The organism is Aneurinibacillus terranovensis DSM 18919, from assembly GCF_000430625.1.
Lineage (GTDB): Bacteria > Bacillota > Bacilli > Aneurinibacillales > Aneurinibacillaceae > Aneurinibacillus_B > Aneurinibacillus_B terranovensis.
The window spans coordinates 35,769-54,212 of sequence record NZ_KE387175.1; the positions used below are offsets into that span (position 1 = coordinate 35,769).

The 18,444-nt window shown below is 46.2% G+C and carries 25 protein-coding genes; 3 read left to right on the forward strand and 22 right to left on the reverse strand.

Features of this window, described 5'->3' with window-relative positions; genetic code table 11:
• Positions 1-164 precede the first annotated feature (164 nt).
• The 13 genes from H525_RS0119520 to spoIIIAA all read right to left on the reverse strand — a co-directional run bounded on the left by H525_RS0119520 (position 165) and on the right by spoIIIAA (position 8,885).
• The gene (locus tag H525_RS0119520; protein ID WP_027417570.1) at positions 165-383 is read right to left on the reverse strand and encodes a DUF2273 domain-containing protein; all 219 of its coding nucleotides are present in this window, start codon (positions 381-383) and stop codon (positions 165-167) included.
• A 10-nt stretch (positions 384-393) separates the two neighbouring features.
• Entirely contained in the window at positions 394-963 is a 570-nt protein-coding gene (gene amaP, locus H525_RS0119525) for an alkaline shock response membrane anchor protein AmaP (RefSeq protein WP_027417571.1), read from the reverse strand.
• A 42-nt stretch (positions 964-1,005) separates the two neighbouring features.
• Positions 1,006-1,416: an Asp23/Gls24 family envelope stress response protein gene (locus tag H525_RS0119530; protein WP_155837458.1), complete on the reverse strand. Its 411-nt coding sequence runs from the start codon at positions 1,414-1,416 to the stop codon at positions 1,006-1,008.
• A 91-nt stretch (positions 1,417-1,507) separates the two neighbouring features.
• Complete coding sequence (gene accC / locus H525_RS0119535) at positions 1,508-2,860, reverse strand: acetyl-CoA carboxylase biotin carboxylase subunit (protein ID WP_027417573.1); 1,353 nt, start codon at positions 2,858-2,860, stop codon at positions 1,508-1,510.
• Between the two features lie 12 nt (positions 2,861-2,872).
• Positions 2,873-3,403: an acetyl-CoA carboxylase biotin carboxyl carrier protein gene (gene accB, locus H525_RS0119540; RefSeq protein WP_027417574.1), complete on the reverse strand. Its 531-nt coding sequence runs from the start codon at positions 3,401-3,403 to the stop codon at positions 2,873-2,875.
• Between the two features lie 284 nt (positions 3,404-3,687).
• Entirely contained in the window at positions 3,688-4,248 is a 561-nt protein-coding gene (locus H525_RS0119545) for a SpoIIIAH-like family protein (RefSeq protein ID WP_027417575.1), read from the reverse strand.
• Between the two features lie 16 nt (positions 4,249-4,264).
• Entirely contained in the window at positions 4,265-4,870 is a 606-nt protein-coding gene (gene spoIIIAG / locus H525_RS0119550) for a stage III sporulation protein AG (protein WP_051331175.1), read from the reverse strand.
• Position 4,871: 1 nt separating this feature from the next.
• The gene (spoIIIAF, locus tag H525_RS0119555) at positions 4,872-5,528 is read right to left on the reverse strand and encodes a stage III sporulation protein AF (protein ID WP_245590538.1); all 657 of its coding nucleotides are present in this window, start codon (positions 5,526-5,528) and stop codon (positions 4,872-4,874) included.
• A gap of 21 nt (positions 5,529-5,549) precedes the next feature.
• On the reverse strand, positions 5,550-6,776 hold the full coding sequence (spoIIIAE, locus tag H525_RS0119560) for a stage III sporulation protein AE (protein WP_027417578.1): 1,227 nt from the start codon (positions 6,774-6,776) through the stop codon (positions 5,550-5,552).
• Between the two features lie 18 nt (positions 6,777-6,794).
• The gene (gene spoIIIAD, locus H525_RS0119565) at positions 6,795-7,184 is read right to left on the reverse strand and encodes a stage III sporulation protein AD (RefSeq protein ID WP_027417579.1); all 390 of its coding nucleotides are present in this window, start codon (positions 7,182-7,184) and stop codon (positions 6,795-6,797) included.
• Positions 7,185-7,198: 14 nt separating this feature from the next.
• On the reverse strand, positions 7,199-7,402 hold the full coding sequence (gene spoIIIAC, locus H525_RS0119570; RefSeq protein WP_027417580.1) for a stage III sporulation protein AC: 204 nt from the start codon (positions 7,400-7,402) through the stop codon (positions 7,199-7,201).
• Between the two features lie 14 nt (positions 7,403-7,416).
• The gene (gene spoIIIAB / locus H525_RS0119575) at positions 7,417-7,935 is read right to left on the reverse strand and encodes a stage III sporulation protein SpoIIIAB (RefSeq protein ID WP_027417581.1); all 519 of its coding nucleotides are present in this window, start codon (positions 7,933-7,935) and stop codon (positions 7,417-7,419) included.
• A complete protein-coding gene (gene spoIIIAA, locus H525_RS0119580) occupies positions 7,929-8,885 on the reverse strand; it encodes a stage III sporulation protein AA (protein ID WP_027417582.1) in 957 nt (318 codons plus the stop codon). Before spoIIIAA ends, spoIIIAB begins: the two co-directional genes overlap by 7 nt.
• Positions 8,886-9,270: 385 nt before the next feature.
• Between spoIIIAA and comA the strand changes: the two genes are divergently transcribed.
• Entirely contained in the window at positions 9,271-10,107 is an 837-nt protein-coding gene (gene comA, locus H525_RS0119585) for a phosphosulfolactate synthase (RefSeq protein ID WP_051331176.1), read from the forward strand.
• Positions 10,108-10,168: 61 nt separating this feature from the next.
• Here comA and efp read toward each other — a convergent pair whose 3' ends face one another.
• The 4 genes from efp to H525_RS0119605 all read right to left on the reverse strand — a co-directional run bounded on the left by efp (position 10,169) and on the right by H525_RS0119605 (position 12,862).
• Positions 10,169-10,726, reverse strand: a complete 558-nt coding sequence (gene efp / locus H525_RS0119590) for an elongation factor P (RefSeq protein WP_027417584.1) — start codon at positions 10,724-10,726, stop codon at positions 10,169-10,171.
• Between the two features lie 65 nt (positions 10,727-10,791).
• Positions 10,792-11,859 carry a M24 family metallopeptidase gene (locus H525_RS0119595; protein WP_245590537.1) on the reverse strand — a complete coding sequence of 356 codons (1,068 nt, stop codon included), beginning with the start codon at positions 11,857-11,859 and terminating at the stop codon, positions 10,792-10,794.
• 16 nt (positions 11,860-11,875) lie between these two features.
• Entirely contained in the window at positions 11,876-12,313 is a 438-nt protein-coding gene (gene aroQ / locus H525_RS0119600; protein WP_027417586.1) for a type II 3-dehydroquinate dehydratase, read from the reverse strand.
• Between the two features lie 168 nt (positions 12,314-12,481).
• A complete protein-coding gene (locus H525_RS0119605) occupies positions 12,482-12,862 on the reverse strand; it encodes a c-type cytochrome (RefSeq protein ID WP_027417587.1) in 381 nt (126 codons plus the stop codon).
• Positions 12,863-13,004: 142 nt separating this feature from the next.
• On the opposite strand from H525_RS0119605, the gene H525_RS0119610 reads away from it, so the two are divergent.
• Both H525_RS0119610 and H525_RS0119615 read left to right on the forward strand, forming a co-directional pair.
• Positions 13,005-13,946 carry a DUF1385 domain-containing protein gene (locus H525_RS0119610; RefSeq protein WP_027417588.1) on the forward strand — a complete coding sequence of 314 codons (942 nt, stop codon included), beginning with the start codon at positions 13,005-13,007 and terminating at the stop codon, positions 13,944-13,946.
• Between the two features lie 33 nt (positions 13,947-13,979).
• Positions 13,980-14,363, forward strand: a complete 384-nt coding sequence (locus H525_RS0119615; RefSeq protein WP_027417589.1) for an SA1362 family protein — start codon at positions 13,980-13,982, stop codon at positions 14,361-14,363.
• A 9-nt stretch (positions 14,364-14,372) separates the two neighbouring features.
• On the opposite strand, the gene H525_RS0119620 is transcribed toward H525_RS0119615, so the two are convergent.
• The 5 genes from H525_RS0119620 to H525_RS0119645 all read right to left on the reverse strand — a co-directional run bounded on the left by H525_RS0119620 (position 14,373) and on the right by H525_RS0119645 (position 18,184).
• Complete coding sequence (locus tag H525_RS0119620) at positions 14,373-15,278, reverse strand: patatin-like phospholipase family protein (RefSeq protein WP_027417590.1); 906 nt, start codon at positions 15,276-15,278, stop codon at positions 14,373-14,375.
• Between the two features lie 88 nt (positions 15,279-15,366).
• Positions 15,367-15,795 carry a transcriptional regulator MntR gene (gene mntR, locus H525_RS0119625; protein ID WP_027417591.1) on the reverse strand — a complete coding sequence of 143 codons (429 nt, stop codon included), beginning with the start codon at positions 15,793-15,795 and terminating at the stop codon, positions 15,367-15,369.
• A 90-nt stretch (positions 15,796-15,885) separates the two neighbouring features.
• The gene (splB, locus tag H525_RS0119630; RefSeq protein ID WP_051331177.1) at positions 15,886-16,947 is read right to left on the reverse strand and encodes a spore photoproduct lyase; all 1,062 of its coding nucleotides are present in this window, start codon (positions 16,945-16,947) and stop codon (positions 15,886-15,888) included.
• Positions 16,948-17,047: 100 nt separating this feature from the next.
• Positions 17,048-17,539 carry a YajQ family cyclic di-GMP-binding protein gene (locus tag H525_RS0119640; RefSeq protein ID WP_027417593.1) on the reverse strand — a complete coding sequence of 164 codons (492 nt, stop codon included), beginning with the start codon at positions 17,537-17,539 and terminating at the stop codon, positions 17,048-17,050.
• A 102-nt stretch (positions 17,540-17,641) separates the two neighbouring features.
• Positions 17,642-18,184, reverse strand: a complete 543-nt coding sequence (locus tag H525_RS0119645; protein ID WP_027417594.1) for a GNAT family N-acetyltransferase — start codon at positions 18,182-18,184, stop codon at positions 17,642-17,644.
• Positions 18,185-18,444: the final 260 nt, after the last annotated feature.

Consider the following 18,444-nt stretch of genomic DNA (forward strand, 5'->3'; position numbering starts at 1 on the left):
AACGTTCGGCACACCCCCGTGAGTTTTTCTCAGGTGACCAATGGAAGAAAGTATATGTTGCTTTAACACTGTAAAGCAACATATACTTTCCTTAACGATAAAAAAAGACCACCCATTGAAGTGGTCTTCGTAATCGAAAAAAGTCCGGCGCCATTTTGAGGCCATCATTTTTTCGTAAACTTACCCGGGAGGATCCTGTCGAGCACTTCCCCCAAGTCCTCTTTATTATCAAATTTACTTCCCAAATAAAACCCGGCTGCCACAAACACGGCAAAAATAATCGTTTTAAAAAAGCCTACCAATAAAAATAGAAGGCCAAAAATAAACCCAGCCGTTACTCCTAACGCTTTTCCCCTGTTTTCCTGAATGAACTGCCAGAACATAGGCACCCCTCTATTCTACCCGGCGCACGCGTCCGCCTGCTCCGGAAGCCACATCGGTTACAGTCACAGTGACTTCAGTAATGGTAATTCCCGCGATTGATTCCACATGTTCTTTAATCTTTTGCTGTACCTGCGCAATCAGGTCAGGAATCGGTGTTTCACCGTCAACCAGCGTTCGGACATGGACAAACGTTCCACTTTCTTCCGGCCTTATTTTTACTTTCAAGTCGCGCACGCCGCGCACTCGCCGCGCTGCATGCAAAGCAAGGCTTTCCAGTGTTTCTAACGTAATCCGCACGTCGCCGAGTTCGGTAGGCTTGCGCACGGTATGGGAAGCCGCATCCCTCCGCTGTCCGCTTCCCCGCAGGCTGGTAAGCAGGAATTTGACACTGATGATTAAAAAAATCACCGCGGCTACAAAATAAATGAGGCTCGTTTGAGTTGATGAGTATACATCCTCAATGCCATTAACAATCCATTGATACGAAATAAGATTGAGGCTCATCGCCATAACAAACAGGGAGATGACGACGAGGGCCAGACTGTAAAGGGTTAAGACAAACCGGTCAAATAGATTCACATATACCCTCCTTTGTAAAAGCAAGACCCCAGAGGGGTCTTGCTAACGAACTCGGTGAACGTCTTCGATAACAGGAACGACTTTCTTTTCCTGCTTAAGCTGAACATCCACAATATGTACATTAACTTGCGTTACATTCAATCCAGTCATATTCTGTATAGAATTGCTTACATTCTCCTGCACTTTGTGGGCGACATCCGGAATGGGGTATCCGTATTCCACAATAATATATACATCGACGGTCGCTTCCTTCTCGGTTATATCAACCTTGACGCCGCGCCCGCTTGATTTACGTCCCAGCCGTTCTACCAGGTCTCCAACCAGTCCGCTTCGCAAATCGGTAACCCCATTAATTTCAGAGGTTGCCATATAAGCAATCACTTCTATCACTTCAGGTGCAATTTCAATTTTACCTAAATCCAGTTGCAGTTGTCCGTTTATACTCGGATCCAAAAACAACACCTCCTCTAAAGCATATGTATACGCCTATTATAGCAACGCTTACGCTATAAGACAATTTTAATGCTTTAAAGGAGGTGTTTTTTTATTCCTCTATTGGAAGTGTATGTGTCTCAAGAAACTTCGTATTAAAGTCACCCTCAACAAACTTGTCATGTTCCAGCAGTTTTAAGTGGAAAGGAATCGTGGTGTGAATTCCTTCGATTACAGTTTCTGACAGGGCCCGCTTCATACGTTGAATGGCATCATTTCTGTCTTTGCCCCAAACGATAATTTTCGCAATCATCGAGTCATAGAACGGGGAAATTTCATAGCCTTGATAAGCTGCGCTGTCGACACGCACCCCAAACCCGCCCGGCGGAAGATAAATATTAATTTTACCGGGGGATGGCATAAAGTTTTTCGCCGGATTCTCGGCATTAATACGGCATTCGATCGCCCACCCGTTGATTTTTACATCTTCCTGAGAGAAGGAAAGCGGGTAATCGGCGGCAACCATAATTTGTTCTTTGATTAAATCGATGCCTGTAATCCACTCGGTAACCGGGTGTTCCACCTGAATCCGCGTATTCATCTCCATAAAATAAAATTTTCCGGAAGAATCAAGCAAGAACTCAATCGTTCCGGCACCGTGATAGTTAACGGCTCTGGCCGCGGCCACTGCTGCGGCCCCCATCTGATGGCGAGTTTCTTCATTCAGGGCCGGGGACGGTGCTTCTTCAACAAGCTTTTGGTGACGGCGCTGAATAGAGCAGTCACGCTCTCCCAAATAACAAACGTTTCCATGTTTATCCGCGATAATCTGGATTTCAATGTGGCGTGTATCCTCTAAATACTTTTCGAGGTAGACGCCGGGATTACCAAACGCGGCTTTTGCTTCCTTCTGCGCCTGGCGGACAGAAGTAACCAGTTCTTCTTCGTTGCGGGCGACCCGCATGCCTTTGCCGCCGCCGCCGGCCGTTGCTTTAATAATAACGGGATACCCCGCTTCTTCCGCGATTTTCACCGCTTCATCAATATCTTCGATCAAGCCGTCCGTTCCCGGAACGATCGGAACTCCGGCATTTTTCATCGTTTCGCGGGCAATGTTCTTATCCCCCATTTTTGTAATGGCCTGCGGGTCTGGTCCGATGAAGGTAATGTTGCACGCTGCACAAATCTCCGCAAAATCGGCATTTTCCGCAAGAAAGCCGTATCCCGGGTGGATGGCATCCGCACCTGTCATCGTTGCTGCGCTCATAATGTTGGTTAAATTTAAATAGCTGTCTTTGGAAGCTGTAGGGCCTATACAATACGCTTCATCCGCGAGGCGAACATGAAGCGCATTCCGATCGGCTGTGGAAAATACAGCAACTGTTTTAATCCCCAGTTCACGGCACGCCCGGATGACCCGGACCGCAATCTCTCCACGATTGGCTATCAATACCTTTTTAAACATAGAGGCTCCTCCCTACTCTGCCTTCACAAGGAAGAGAGGTTGTCCATACTCAACAAGCTGTCCGTCTTCGACGAGTATTTTTACGATTTCACCGGTTACCTCGGCTTCAATTTCATTGAAGAGCTTCATCGCTTCCACAATGCAAACGACCGTATTATTTTTCACCTTGTCTCCAACCGATACATAATCAGGAGCACCCGGTTCCGGTGACTTATAGAACGTTCCTACCATCGGCGAAGTGATTTTGTGGAAATTGGCGTCGTCTACATCAGCGCTTGCGCTTGGAGCGGGAGCCGCCGGAGCCGCCTGCGGTACGGGTGCAGGAGCTTGAGGCGCAGCTGGTGCCGAAACCTGTGGAGCCACCGGAGCCGGAGCCGCCTGCGGAACAGGCGCTGCCTCAACGGTGCGCACGGCGACCGCCGGAACACCTTCAACCCCTTTTTTTATGCAAATCTTCGTTCCATCTTCTTCGACTTTAAATTCGGTAATAGTGGACTGGTCAATAAGCTTGATGATTTCTCTAATTTCATGAATCTTGAACATTTCGTGGTTCCACTCCTAACTCACTTTTTCTATGTATGGACTTGTTACATAACAACTCATATTATAGCATAAACAGATCGGGTTCGTACTAGTGGGAATTTAAATTATTAATATATTGAGAAAAATATCGCCCCTTCAAACTCTTTCTGTAGTACGCTCTCTATTCGAACAATTGACGCGGGATGTGGGGACCGGCCCGAAACATCACGGGCACATGCACAGTAGGAGGGGATACATCACGAAAAAAAGACAGGCGCAAAAACGCACCTGTCTTTCTCTCGATATTAGGGCTTGTAGCTAACGATAATATTGTTGCTCGGCACCTTCATCTGCTGGTTCACCAGGCCGATAATATCAACAGCCTTGTTTTTCGGCAGGGATTTCGCCTGGACGATGACATGCACCATATCATCTTTTGCAATAACAATCGCGTCTTTATAGTGGCCTGTCGACTTGATTAATTCTTCCACCTGATTTTGCATATCCTGCAGCGCAGCTAATTCTTCATACTTCTTTTTCGCCTGTGCAATTGCCGTTGGCTGGGCACTGCTGCTCTGCATCACTTGCAGGAATTGATCCATCTCCTGCGACTGTTCGGCGTCACGATTCATTTTAAAGCTTATAAAATAATCATCCGTTTGCGTCGGTGCCGGCCCCTTGTCGACTGATGTTTGCTTTGTTTTTACGGTCGCACCGAAATTCATATCCGCCGGAACGCTATCCTGTTTGTCTTTTGAAACGACCGGAACCTGCTTTGTAGGGCCTTGTACCAGATAATAGGCGGATAACACGACAAGAATGGTCAACATAGACAAAAGCCATACGGTTTGCTTCTTTAGTACCATACAATAACCCCCTCAATCATTTTTTTGGCAAAATTGAAATTTTATAGGATGGAACCGCCAGAACTTTTTGGACGGCTTCCAAAATCCACGCTTTCACCTGCATGTTTTCAGCACCCTTTGCGACGACAATAACCCCCCGGATTTTTGGGGCGATCGTTTTGACAACAACCGGCTCCTCATTATTGTCCTGCTTTTTCATCACTACCTGCTCTTCATTTGATTGGTCGGTAACTTCCCTTGTCGCACCCTTGTCGGACTCTTTCGTTGTCTGCGTATGCTGCGTCCGGTTTTTTTCCACAACCGTTTCCTCGGTTGAATCGACGTTGACCATAACCGTGACATCGCTGACCCCTTCTATATTCGTCAGCACAGCTTTGAGCTTTTTTTCGTACATCGCTTCATAGTCAGCCATTGTGTACGATTCGGGCGCTTTTTGCCCGAAAACCGGCGTGGCCTGGTTAGGCGGTTGGGAAGGCGCTTCGTGCTGTGACGTTAAGAACGTACTTAACAGCATAATACCAACCCCGATTCCGCCGATTACAATCAGCCATTGAAATCCGTTGATGCGTTTTTCACCCGATTGATTAAACAACTGCCTCCATCCCCGTTTTTCCTGTGACACGTTATTCCCCCTCCCCTGTCCCCGGCAGAAGAACACGAACCGGAGCGTTCCAGGATGCGGTTAAACCAGACTCCATTTTTTTAACAAGCAGTGATTTTGTCTGCATAGCCGCTACCGAATTTTGGTGTGTTTGTCCATTATCCCCTACGTGGATTTCGATTTTAATGGGATCCACCGGTTTCATAAATGCACTCTGGGTGGTGCCTTCACTAGAACGATCATTGCTTTTTTTTAAAACCACTGTAATGTTTGAAATTGGGGCCTTTTCTTTGTCTGGTCCCTTGTTAACGGTCACCTGAACAGAATCAACCTGAACACGGTATTCCTCCTCCGCCTGCTTTTTTACCGCCTGCCCGACCTGTTCTTCGACATATCGTTCCGCTGATTCATCCTGGGTGGACATGAGCTGTTTCGTCAGCGCGTCCATTCTGGCTGAATCGAGAGCAAATGTATTGTTTTTCCCGTAGGAAGAGGCGAGCGATTCAACAGTGACTCCTTTATTAAAAAAATCGAGAATCGGAGTAATCAGGGTCACCAGGATTAAGAGGCCCATGACAAGCCGGACGTATCGCTGATAGGCGTTATTGGGCAGCAGCATATCCAGAAATGTAGCCATCAGCACAAGCAAAATCAGCCGTTTCAGCCAGAGTGTAATCATTGCAATCAAATGCCCACCCCCTTACCGAACCATAACCGACACATTAGCCGCCGAAATAATAATGGTAATCGCCAAAAAAAACATGAGACTGACCGTTGCCAGCGCGGCGAAAACAAAAATTAAATTTTTTCCGATGATGGACAGGCACGAAATAATCGGACTGTTTCCCAGCGGCTGCATGATAGCGGAAGCCACATTATAAATAAAGGCAAGTGTTAAAATTTTTAAGGCGGGAAAAGCGGCGATGAGCAAAAGGAGTACAACACCGGCAACACCCACCGTATTTTTTACCAATAAGGATGCTCCGACTACCGTGTCCGCTGCATCGGCAAACATTCGGCCAACAACCGGGATAAAGTTGCCGACCGCATACTTGGCGGTTCGAATGGCCAGCCCGTCCGTCACGGCCGAGGTTGCTCCTTCAAGCGAGATGACGCCGAGAAAAACAGTGAAGAAACTGCCAAGCAAGCCCATGCTGACGGTTTTCAGCAATTGCGCCATCTTCGTCAGTTGGTATTTCACAGAGAATGTACTGACAATGCTTAACACCGCCGAAAGAAACAGCAACGGAAAAATAATGGTATAAATGAGCATTGAACTTGTATTGATTAAAAACACAATCATCGGGTGAAACATCGCGACCGACGTGATATTCCCGGTGGAAGCGAGCAAAGCCAGAACGAGCGGCATCAATGCAAGCATGAACTGGACCATTTCGGAAATCGCATTTTCCGCCAGTTGGGTCGCGATACGGAAACTGTTAATCGCCAAAATAATGAGCACCAAATATGAAATAGCGTACGCAACGGTACTGACCGTATTCTTCTCAAAAGCGGTTTGCAGCGTTTGCAGAACCATCGCGAATACCGTGATAATAAGAATGGAACCGAGCAGCTTCCCGTTTATCAGGAGTTCATGAAATAAAAAATTCAATAACCCTTTTGTAACGTTAGAAAAACTAAAGGAGTTGCCCGACAGCATTTCAAACACGCTTTTTGATTGAACTTCGGGCAGGTATCCGTTGTATTTCTGGAGCAGGTTTTTCCAGAAATCTTCAATTTGTGTAGTGTCGAGCCGATTCAGTTGACTGCCGACCACTTTTTCCTGTACGGATGCTCCCTGCTCCGGTGCCGCCTGTTGGACTGAAGTCTGTTCGGAAGAAATCTGTTCGGAGGCAGCCTGCGCCGAACCGCCCAGTTCAGCGAATAGAGCGATTGCCAGTAATAAGAACAGCCATTTTTGCCACATACGGATTCACAACCTTTGCTAAGAAGGAAGCAGTCTAATAATCGTTTCGATAATCACAGAAAGAATCGGGATGGCCATGACCAGGATGAGCACTTTACCCGCCAGTTCAATTTTCGAGGCGATGGTTCCCTGTCCGGCATCGCGCGTGACCTGTGCGCCGAATTCGGCGATATAAGCGATGCCGATAATTTTAAGGATGGTATCGAGATATACCATATTAAGATTGGCCTGCATCGCCATCCGTTCCAGCACACGGATCACATCAGATATCTTACCGATGAGAAAGAGAAAAATAATCACACCGGTAAACGTGGCGAGCATAAAAGCAAAGATCGGCTTTTGTTCTTTAACAATCAGGGCTAAGATGGTGGCGACAATGCCCAGCCCGACAATCTGGATAATTTCCATTGTATGCGGCCCCCTTATTTAAATAAGAAGACACGTTTAATTTCCTGAAACAAATCATGAATAAACGTTGCAACCATGAACAGTACAACAATGAAGCCGATTAGCGTCACCCACTGTGCCCAGTCATCCTTTCCCGCCTGCTTTAAAACGGTCTGAATCATGGCGACAATGATGCCGATTCCTGCAATTTGGAAAATGGCGTTCACGTCATATCCCATGTTTCCTCACCTCTTCAAAATAGTAAGATGACAACCAAGAGCCCTCCGAGAAACCCAAGGCTTTTCGCAACTTTTTCATACTTTGCCTGGTTTTCTTTTGCCTGATTTTCCTCGCTGTGCAGGTTGATGATGGTTAATTCGATATGCTTCTTTTGATCCTCCCTGTCGCTTTGCCCGAGTACAGTTCCCAGGTGCAGCAGCATCTCTTTTTCGGGAGCTTTCATGGCGGTATGCGGCCATGTTTGCTCAATGGCTTTGCGGAAGCATTCATACGTAGTGAGCTCATCATTGTTATCAAGAAGCCTGGCAGCCGTTTTAAACAACCGGGACACTTCACCATGGAGCCGGTTTGCAATATGTTCAAGAGCCTGATAAAGAGGCGTAGCCCCGTACACAATTTCCGTTTCGAGGATTTTAAGGGCGGTGCGCAGCTGCCTAATCTGCAGGGGGCGTCGGGCAAAATAGCCAGCCACTCTTAGCCCCGCCAGGGTGGTGGAGAGAAGGATAATCGCAGCACCGATAAGCTTCAACATAGCATCCTTTCCTTTCTCCGCTCCGTGAAGTTCTCATCGTACACCGCCTGAATGCTGCCAATTGACGGCCGGCGCCCCAGTATCAAATAGCGTTCAAACACCCCGGATTGCGCAATGCGGGATAATGTCGGGCGGCGCATAATATCTTTTAAATCTTTGCCATGGGCGGTAGTGATGACACTGATGCCTGCGTGAATCGCTTCTTCCAGTGCGTAGCCGTCTTCCGCTCGCCCAATTTCGTCTGTAATGAGCACATCCGGTGACATCGAACGAATCATCATCATCATGCCTTCCGCTTTTGGACAGCCATCCAACACATCCGTCCGCGGGCCGACATTTTTTTGCGGGATTCCTCCAACACACCCGGCAATTTCCGAGCGTTCATCAACAATCGATACCTTCCTGCCGGGCAGGCGGCTGGTCCCCGTGCTCAGGAGGCGGGCCAAGTCCCGCAGCAACGTTGTTTTCCCGCACTGGGGGGGAGAAATAATCAGGGTACTGCGAATAACCTGTTCGTTAACGAGAAGCGGCAGAACGCGCTCCGCCACACCTGGCTGCTCTCGCGCAATACGAATATTAAAACTGGTGATATCCCGGATCAACTTTACGCTGCCGCCTTCTAAAACAACCTTTCCGGCGATACCGACCCGGTGACCCCCGGAAATGGTAATATAGCCCCGCCTCATTTCTTCTTCCATTGTATAGAGGGAGTGCAGGCTTAAACGGTTCATTAATTGGACGGCCTCTTCCCTCGTGAAGGCTGCGGTCTGCTCATCCGATGGTACGAGACTTCCCTCCCCTGTTATAAAAAAAGAGCGCCCGCCAACAATACACTCCACCGGCCTGTTTATGCGCAATCGGATTTCTTCAACTTTGTTCTGTACATCGGACGGAAAATCTCCCACCCACCGGCGTATCCGGTCGGGAAGCACACGTGTTACGTCACCTATCACCATTCTTTCTCCCCTTTAACTAGTCCTATCACATTCTTATGGGGTGCCTGGCCACTTTATGACACAAAAAAATGGGCCAGTCCATGGCCCACCACTGTTACCGTATTAATTTCTATTGCTCAGTATATAGATTTGCTCTACATCGTCCTCACAATCATTCATGTCGTCATCAGCCTCATCATATTCTTCCTCATCCAAATCATCGTCAAAGAGGAATATTTCGACGTTTAATATGCTTGTTGAGGATTTTTTAGATTAACATAGGTAGATGCCCCTGCATACGATGTTTGTAAAGAAACCGGGCGACAGCCTTGTTGCTCTTAATGCGTACAGGAAAGACATCCTTTCCTAATACCTCAAGAAAGCGAGGGGGGAGACTTCTGTGAACATCCTGAACACACCGCTGTGGAATTCACTGCTTCTTGATCCGTCACAGACAAGAGAGGCAAAACCAAGAAATACAGGGATGACGATGTTGATTGATAAAGGAATCGGGCCTCTGGTATTCGAGGAAATCCTTTCTTATGCTACTCCTTATATAGATTTCATCAAGCTGGGATTCGGCACAGCTGTTCTTTATCCGGTTGAAACGTTAAAACAAAAAATAGCGCTGGCCAAAGCAGCGGGAATTACGCTCTATCCAGGCGGTACTTTTTTTGAAATTGCCTATTTGAATGGCCTCTTCTCAGAATACCTGGTATCCCTTGAGGAATTTGGTTTTAGCTGCCTTGAAATATCGGATGGCACGATTTCCCTTTCCGTCGGAGAACGTCGGCGGATAATCAAAGAATGCAGACAAAGAGGGTTTACCGTGCTTGCCGAATGCGGAAAGAAAGCAAGCGGGTCTCACCTAACGATCGATGAATTGGAGCGTACACTCTATTCGGATATCGATTGTGGAGCCTCCTATGTCATTGTAGAAGGCAGGGAATCAGGGGCCAATGTCGGAATTTACAACAGCGAGGGAGAGCCGGACTACGAATTTTTAACCGCAATCAGACGAATCATTGGACCGGAAGTGAGAGACCGGTTGATCTGGGAAGCACCGCAAAAAAATCAGCAAATCGATTTTATTCACTTTTTCGGACGAAACGTTAACCTGGGAAATATTCAAACGGATGATATATACCCGCTTGAATGCTTACGGAGAGGGCTTCGCTCTGATACGCTTCTGATGCCGTCCGGCAATTCTACGTCTAAATCAGCACTCTCATCGTAGCTGCCACCATACACACGATAACCCCCCACAGCCGTGGGGGGTTATTATCCATCGTTTTATATTATGCACGGGAAACGTACGCTTCGTTGCGCGTATCAATGATAAGTTTATCTCCAACGTTAATAAAGAACGGCACTTGGACAACAAGGCCGGTCTGCAGTGTAGCCGGTTTCGTACCGCCGGAAGCAGTATCCCCTTTAATGCCTGGCTCTGTTTCCACGACTTCAAGCGTTACGTTATTCGGAACCTGCACCCCAAGAATTTCCCCTTCAAATGTGACAATGCTTACATTCATATTCTCAAGAAGAAATTTTAATTCGTGCTCAATCCGGCTCGTTGGCAGTGTAATCTGGTCATATGTAGACGTATCCATAAATACATGCTCATCGCCTGAAGCGTATAAATATTGCATTTCCTTTGTCTCAATAAGGGCCTTGGAAACTTTTTCACCCGCGCGGAATGTCGTCTCTTTAATGGCACCGCTCCGTAAGTTACGAAGCTTTGTCCGTACAAACGCTGCGCCTTTACCCGGCTTAACGTGTTGGAATTCGATAACGGAATAAATATCCCCGTCCGTTTCAATCGTAACACCCGGACGTAAATCGTTAACTGAAATCATGAATAAACCTCCTGCGATAATAGGACTAATAACCTTAACTATCAGATTATATCATAAAAAGGGGGTTAGAGAACAATAAGTTCCTTCGGTGATTTGGTGATGATTTCACAGCCGGTTTCCGTAATAACGATATCATCCTCAATACGTACCCCACCCACGCCTGGAAGATAAATGCCGGGCTCACATGTGACAACCATGCCCGGGTGGAGAATATTTTCGCCCTTTACGGAAAGCGCAGGGCCTTCATGAATTTCCAGGCCTATTCCATGTCCTGTACTGTGGCCAAAGTATTCACCATACCCGGCCTCTTTAATCATGTCACGCGTCAGCGCATCGGCCTCAATGCCGCTCATGCCGGGTTTTATATGATTCACTCCATGAAGCTGTGCTTTCAGCACAATGCTGTAAATTTCCTTAAGCTTTTCATCAGGTTCGCCTACCGCGATTGTTCGGGTAATGTCCGAACAGTATCCTTTATAGTATGCGCCAAAATCGAGTGTAATCATGTCTCCCTTCCCGATCACTTTATCGGACGCAACACCGTGCGGCAGGGCGGAACGCGGACCGGATGCAACGATCGTGTCAAAGGAGGAGGACACCGCACCGTGCGAGCGCATATAAAACTCCATCTCATTTGCTACCTGCAGTTCCGTCATACCTGGCTGAATGAATGTGAGAATGTGCATAAATGTTTGGTCGGCAATCAAGGCCGCCTCTTTAATAATCGCAATTTCTTCCGGCGTTTTAATTAGCCGAAGCTTTTCGACGATTCCGGATGTTGGCACGAGTTTAACACCCTGGGCGAGTTTTTCCAGCCCTTCAAAAAGGGTATACGTTAAATCATTTTTTTCAAACCCGAGTTTTTTCACCCCGTGGTGCCGGACTCTTTCAACAACGGTGGCCATAATGTCGGCCGGATGGCGGATGATCTCAAACTCGGCTGCCTGTTTGCTTGCCTGCTCAACATACCGGAAATCGGTTATAAGTTCCGCACCGTTTACCGTGACAAGGCAATAGCCGGATGAGCCTGTAAACCCTGAAATGTAACGGCGGTTGAAAGGGTCTGTAATCAGCAGCCCATCAAGCTCACGTTCCGCCAGTTGTTGACGAATTCTATCAATCCTAGTCCTCAATTGAATCATCCTTTACTCATTTTTTGGCTGTCTTTACTATAGCCCGGAGTGCAAGTTCATATCCATATGTACCGAGGCCTGTTATTTGCCCGACAGCGATAGGCGCCAGGACAGACAGATGGCGAAAAGCTTCTCTCGCATGAATATTTGAAATATGAACTTCAATAAAGGGTACACTGATAGTGGCCAGCGCATCCCGCAGCGCATAACTGTAATGGGTGAAAGCACCGGGGTTTATCACAATTCCGTCACATACACCAAACGCGTCGTGCAACCGATTAATAATCTCTCCTTCTACATTCGATTGAAAAAAATCAATCCGAACGTCTAACTCATCGGCTGCAATACGCAGCTGCCGTTCAATATCAGCAAGCGTTTCCGTTCCATACACGCTTGGCTCTCTTTTACCAAGCATATTTAAATTCGGTCCGTTTACAACAAGAATATTTGTCATCATCATTCTCCTCTTCATCAGCTTTCCATCATTTTTATTGGCTCACCATTTTATATGAAATATTTTACCATAGGAAACCCTTTTGAAAAGGAAAAGCATCTTTTACCCCTTGTTCGGATAAAAGATGCCCAGCACCACTGTGTAGTGTTATGTATAAATCTTCTCTATTTATTTTTGTTGTGATAAATATTTTGCTACCGTTTGAATATCTTTATCATCTTTAATCAGGCCGCCAGGCATGCTGCCGCTGCCATTTTTGATTTGTTTGACGATTTGTTCTTCGGACAGCTTGCTGCCAACCTTTTGCAGGTTAGGACCTGCCCCGCCTTGAAGATTTTGGCCATGGCAGCTTTCGCATGAACTTTTGGCCATGATGGCTTTTGCATCGCCACCGCCGGTAGTCGTTGTGCTGCTGCTTAATGAACTGCTTCCAGCGCTCGTACTTTGCGCCTGGTCCGCCGGTTTGCTCGAAGCAGTGTCAGAACTGCTGCCGCACGCGGTTAATCCAAATACTAATGTTATCATCATACCTGCTGCTAATTTTTTCATATCTTTTACCCCCCTCTCTCCATATTACTCATGCTCTACGCCAAATAGCAATACCTAACACATAATCGCCTTCATATTTGCTCTTTTTTGCTAGAAACAGCCTTCGAAATACGGTAAAATACTTGTAAGGAAGGTGTTAACATTGCCAAAACAAATCCCGCTTGCATATGGCGGTCAGGCTGTTATTGAGGGCGTGATGTTTGGCGGCCGGAAATACAGTGTTACTGCTGTCAGGCGTAAAGACAATTCTATTGAGTATTATCATGAAGAAAAAACGGAAAGTCCATGGGTAAAAACCCTCAAACGCATTCCTTTTATCCGCGGGATTGTAGGGCTTATCTTCGCCAGTGCCAATGGAGCAAAACACTTGAACTTTTCAACCGAGAAGTATGAGGTCGAATCAGGTGAACAGGAATCCGATCCAACACAAAAACCATCTAAGCTTACTATGATTTTGGGCGTCGCAGCCGTTGGAGTCTTGTCTTTTCTTTTCGGTAAGCTTATGTTTACCGTAGTACCTGCCATCCTCGCAAGCGTGCTGTTCCAACATCTTGTATCCAATAACATCCTTCAAAATCTGATTGAAGGAGCCATTAAAATCGTATTTCTTTTCGGATACATTTACGCTATCGCCAAAACACCGATGATTAAGCGCCTTTTTCAATATCACGGTGCCGAACATAAAGTGATTAACGCGTATGAAGCCGGGGTAGAATTAACTGTACAGAATGTACAGCGTTTTTCTACTCTGCATTACCGCTGTGGAAGCAGCTTTCTTGTTTTCTCCGTGCTTGTAGGTGTCATTGTTTATTCCTTTTTCCATTACGATACGTTATGGCAAAGGATTTATCAGCGTATCTTTCTGCTGCCTGTTGTCATTGGCGTTTCCTATGAAACGCTCCAGGCCACCAATAAACTAAGGAACATTCCAGTTTTGCGCATTCTCGGCTATCCGGGTCTTTGGCTGCAGAAGCTCACGACCCGTGAGCCGGATGATATGCAAGTTGAAGTAGCGATTGCCTCTTTTATGCGCATGCGCCAGCTTGATGAAGGAAACACTGATTGTATGGTGTCGATTGGCTGAAGACAATGATTAACTTAGAAATGGGGTGTTAGGGTGTCGTGGAAATCTAAAATCACTGCGGCTGTACTGTTCATTCTTGTTGGAATTGGCCTTCTGTCGCAGTTGGCTCACGATCCATGGAGCCTTGTAAAAACCATTGCCGCTGCCGTTATTTTTGCAGGAGTCTTCTATTTTGTGTTTACACGTTTGTCTCCATCCCGCACACAGGGAACCACCGATTCCGGTTACCAAAAGGCGCTGAGACAGCAAAAAAACCGAATCAAAAAACAAGGTACAGAGCAGCCTGCACCCCATGTATCTGCTGCAAAATTTAAAAAGATGAACCGGTTAAAGGCATCGGCCCGGCGCGACCATCCTTTCCGGGTCATAGAAGGTAAAAAGAATAAACCGAAAACGAATGAAACAAAAACCTCTTGATCGATAACGTCAAGAGGTTTTTGGTTTACGCAGTGTATGAATGCGGGTGAGGAAATGTTTGGCTGCCTGCTCTCCCGATGTATATAATCTTCCGCGGTCGGTTAACGAGAGGTCGAATTTGGAAGACGTAATGCCGTCCGTCGGAATAAATACGGTACGCGCCGCATTTTGCTTTTCTACATAGCGCTGGTCGTGCGCCATAAGCATCGTTTTAAGCATGGCATGAACATAAGCAGGAAAATTATGAATGTAATTAACAGATTCCATCTGATAGCCGGCGGATAGCCGGAATCCAATGGTCGGATAAGATGACACATGATTTTCCCCAAAAATCCAGAGGGGAAAGTTACTAAGAATGCCACCGTCAACAATATAAATTAACTTGCGGTTTTGCTTTAAAATCACCGGCTGCAGATAAAAAGGAAGGCTTGCGCTCATCCGCACCGCCAGGGCTATCGAAAGACATCGGGGCGTATAGCCGATTTTCTCTGCGTCGTCAGGCAGTACGAGAAGCCGTCCATTTGTAATATCCGAAGCGGTTATTTTTAGTTTTCCTTCCCGCATGTCCGCAAACGTCTCAATCCCCTTTTGCCTCAACTGTTTTTTCATCCAGTGAAAAAGATAATCACCGTTATTCAACCCTTTATGCATCCAGAGGTACAGCCACGGGCCAAGAAGCGGCACATGCGCCACCCCCAACTTTTTTTTCAGGGCTACATAGTGAAAGTCTTTCATTAATACAGCAAGCTCTTCCGCAGTATAGCCCGCCGCCAGCAAGCTTGCAATAATCGCCCCCGCAGATGTACCCGCAACGCGATTCCACGAAAAACCCTGTTTCTCAAACTCACTGATAGCGCCAACGAAAGCAATTCCTTTCACCCCGCCTCCTTCGAATACGGCATCAAGCTGCTTCACTATTCACACCTCCTTTGCTACCAATGTACTCCCGAATGTATACATTAAGAAGTGTGAATGTAAAAAAACTGCCGGATGGCAGTTTTTATTAGACTTCCGTATTATTTTCAAGTTCAAGAATCCGACGCAAATTTTCTATGCGGCTGCTGTCTTCCTGAAAATACTGGACCACGCAGCTGATACAGGTCAGGGAATCCCAGCTTAAATGATGTTCAATGCCTTCCACATCATCATAAATAACTTCCTCGGACACCCCGATGATGCGCAAGAAGTCCTCAAGCAGCGCATGCCTATCGACAAGCCGCTTTCCCATCTTTTTCCCCTTTGTTGTGAGAACAAGACCCCTATATTTTTCATATACAAGATAGTTATTCCGGTCAAGTTTTTGAACCATTTTCGTTACGGAAGATGGATGGACATTTAGTGCTTCTGCAATATCTGAAACACGGGCATATCCTTTTTCTTGTATTAATGTGTAGATTCTCTCCAAATAATCTTCCATGCTTGGCGTTGCCACAGCCGTTCCCCCATCCTAACGAACCTTTTGCACACTTCTTGTTCGCCGTCCCTTAATCATACCGTACTTTCAAAAAGACATGCAAGGCTATCAGGTAAAATACTCAATTTTCGCTGCGGGAAAGTGCTGATAAATGTACTGCTCAATCGTTTCCTGAAGCTCTGCGGCGTCGGGCTTTTTATAAACATACTTTCCCCGGCCGTACCTCCCCCACTTATACTGGCGCTCTTCTTCGTTCATTTCTAATTTCGTATTCGGATAGTGCTTTTGAATGATGTTCTTCGCTGTTTTGGTAAACCGGTGCTGGATGAGTTCAAAGGTTAAATCGCTTCCGGCTTCGTCGGGCAGGGTGTCACTAAGGCGCTCAAACAGCTCCCGGTAGCCTTGCTGCCAGCCGTCGAAACGGTACAGCGGCGCTACAATAAAACCGAGCGGATACCCTGCACCCGCCACTTTCCCGGCCGCTTGAATCCGCTCCAGGAAGGGGGATGTGGCAGGTTCAAAGTTTTTAATTACGTAATCCGCGTTAATGCTGAATCGGAACCTGGTTTTTCCGTTATGAACGGCATCCAGTAAAGGATCCACATGCGCGAATTTCGTTACGAACCGAAGACGGCCATATTCCTGCTGTCCCATAAATTCAATGCAGCGTTTTAAATTTCCTGTAATGTGTTCAATTCCGACCGGATCGGATGTACAGGCCGCCTCAAATCGGGTAATTTGTGGCTTTCTTTTCTCCATGTATTCTTTTGCCTTCGCAAGAATATCATCGATGTTCACATATACGCGGATATACGGTTTATTGCCCATCGTGGTTTGCAGATAGCAGTAGTGGCAGTGCCCCATGCACCCGGTGGCGATCGGGATTGCGTACTCGGCAGACGGCTTGGAGGTATCAAAGGTTAGTGTTTTTCGCACCCCGACCACAAGCGTGCGCTTGGCGTTGCGGTATTGCTGAAGGTCGTTCTCCCCGGGGATTCCCCTCACCTGATTGTGAGAAGTAGTCATGCGAATAGGAATACCAAGCATCTCGAAGCGTTTCATCAATCTTTTTCCGAGCGGGTAATCCAAAGCCCCCGGCTCGAAAAACACAAGGTCAGGTTCGAACGGCTTGCTCAATTGCTTCACCGGCTTCTCAGTAGTTGTCAGCATGATGGACCACCTTTCCCTTTTTGATTTTCCGCTTCAGCTTAGTGTTCGCTTAAGCGCCAAGGAAAATAAAGAAGCTTCCTGGTAAATCATGACAATGAAATCAGCGAAAATTAATAAACTGAAGATCAAGTGGCAGATCCGCACCTTTTAACAGCGCGATGATTTGCTGCAGCTCGTCCCGGCTTTTGCCTGTTACACGAATCTGGTCATCCTGAATCTGGCTTTTTACCTTTACCTTTGAATCTTTAATGATTTTATTAATCTTTTTCATATTTTCCGCATCAATTCCCTGCGCGATTTTACCGCGCTGGCGAACCGTGCCACCTGAAGCCGGCTCTACTTTTCCGTATGTGACACTCTTTAGCGAAATTCCGCGTTTAATTAATTTTCCGTTTAATACATCCTTCACCTGCTCAAGTTTAAACTCATCGTCAGATACAACGACAAGTTCATCCTGCTCAAGCGTAATATCACTTTTGCTTCCTTTAAAATCATAGCGCGTTTCAATTTCCTTCATCGCCTGATTGACGGCGTTCGTTACTTCCGACAAATCAACTTTGGACACAACATCAAACGAATTCTCTTTGCTCATGTTATTCCTCCTCACATCCCTATGTATATGTTTATCGTAGCAGATTTTCCAGCGGGATGCGAATTATTCAAACCATATAACAAAAAGCAGCCATGATTGATGTCATACAACATCAATCATGGCTGCTTGACCTTCTAAATGCATGATATAACTGGATTTTTGAATAAGATATAAATCGTATTGATTCAAACTTGCATTATCATTCATACATAAATGCTCCGGCTTTTCATTATGTCTTTCGCAGTAAGGCAGCTTCTCCGCAGCTGTTCGGGAACGCACATTTTCTTTACGGATTCGCATATAAACCGTTTCAATCTGATGTTCATAGAACAGTTCGTTTAAAAAAGCCTCTTTAGCGAATTGATTATACCCTTTTCCGAAATATTCCTTGCCAATCCATGTAGCCAGAAATCCCGCCCGGTTCTGAATATCATATAAATTAATAAGTCCAATTGGATGCCCATACTCATCAAGAATGGTGCGGGATATCAATGCACCCAGCTCTTCCTGTTCCATGATTTGTTTTGTTATAAATAAGAATTCTTCATAGGAATTGGCCCGATGACGTACAAAGGGAAAGACGGCGGGGTCACTCATTAATTCAAACAAAACACGACAATCCGATAACTCGCGTTTTTTTAACACGATTCATTCCTCCAAATACAAATAATGAGTCGGTGTTCCCCTTGTTTATCTACATTTATTGTACTTGTTCATTCCCTTCTAAAGATTGATTTCATGTAAAGGAATTCTAAAGTTTTAGCCATTTTTTCGTTTATAAAAAAACATGGTGATTCAGCAAGCAGGAATACCTGCGATTGAATCACCATGTTTTTAAACTCTTGGTCGGGCGACCGTTTAGTCTGACCAGACAAAGTTCATATGTCACTTTTCTTTCATACTTA

Bases quoted from the DNA above. Each gene is read 5' to 3' on its own strand.
- H525_RS0119520 (WP_027417570.1), bottom strand. From the start codon at position 383: ATGTTCTGGCAGTTCATTCAGGAAAACAGGGGAAAAGCGTTAGGAGTA.
- accC (WP_027417573.1), bottom strand. From the start codon at position 2,860: ATGTTTAAAAAGGTATTGATAGCCAATCGTGGAGAGATTGCGGTCCGG.
- accB (WP_027417574.1), bottom strand. From the start codon at position 3,403: ATGTTCAAGATTCATGAAATTAGAGAAATCATCAAGCTTATTGACCAG.
- H525_RS0119545 (WP_027417575.1), bottom strand. From the start codon at position 4,248: ATGGTACTAAAGAAGCAAACCGTATGGCTTTTGTCTATGTTGACCATT.
- spoIIIAF (WP_245590538.1), bottom strand. From the start codon at position 5,528: ATGATTACACTCTGGCTGAAACGGCTGATTTTGCTTGTGCTGATGGCT.
- spoIIIAE (WP_027417578.1), bottom strand. From the start codon at position 6,776: ATGTGGCAAAAATGGCTGTTCTTATTACTGGCAATCGCTCTATTCGCT.
- spoIIIAD (WP_027417579.1), bottom strand. From the start codon at position 7,184: ATGGAAATTATCCAGATTGTCGGGCTGGGCATTGTCGCCACCATCTTA.
- spoIIIAC (WP_027417580.1), bottom strand. From the start codon at position 7,402: ATGGGATATGACGTGAACGCCATTTTCCAAATTGCAGGAATCGGCATC.
- spoIIIAB (WP_027417581.1), bottom strand. From the start codon at position 7,935: ATGTTGAAGCTTATCGGTGCTGCGATTATCCTTCTCTCCACCACCCTG.
- efp (WP_027417584.1), bottom strand. From the start codon at position 10,726: ATGATTTCAGTTAACGATTTACGTCCGGGTGTTACGATTGAAACGGAC.
- aroQ (WP_027417586.1), bottom strand. From the start codon at position 12,313: ATGACAAATATTCTTGTTGTAAACGGACCGAATTTAAATATGCTTGGT.
- H525_RS0119605 (WP_027417587.1), bottom strand. From the start codon at position 12,862: ATGAAAAAATTAGCAGCAGGTATGATGATAACATTAGTATTTGGATTA.
- splB (WP_051331177.1), bottom strand. From the start codon at position 16,947: ATGCTGACAACTACTGAGAAGCCGGTGAAGCAATTGAGCAAGCCGTTC.
- H525_RS0119640 (WP_027417593.1), bottom strand. From the start codon at position 17,539: ATGAGCAAAGAGAATTCGTTTGATGTTGTGTCCAAAGTTGATTTGTCG.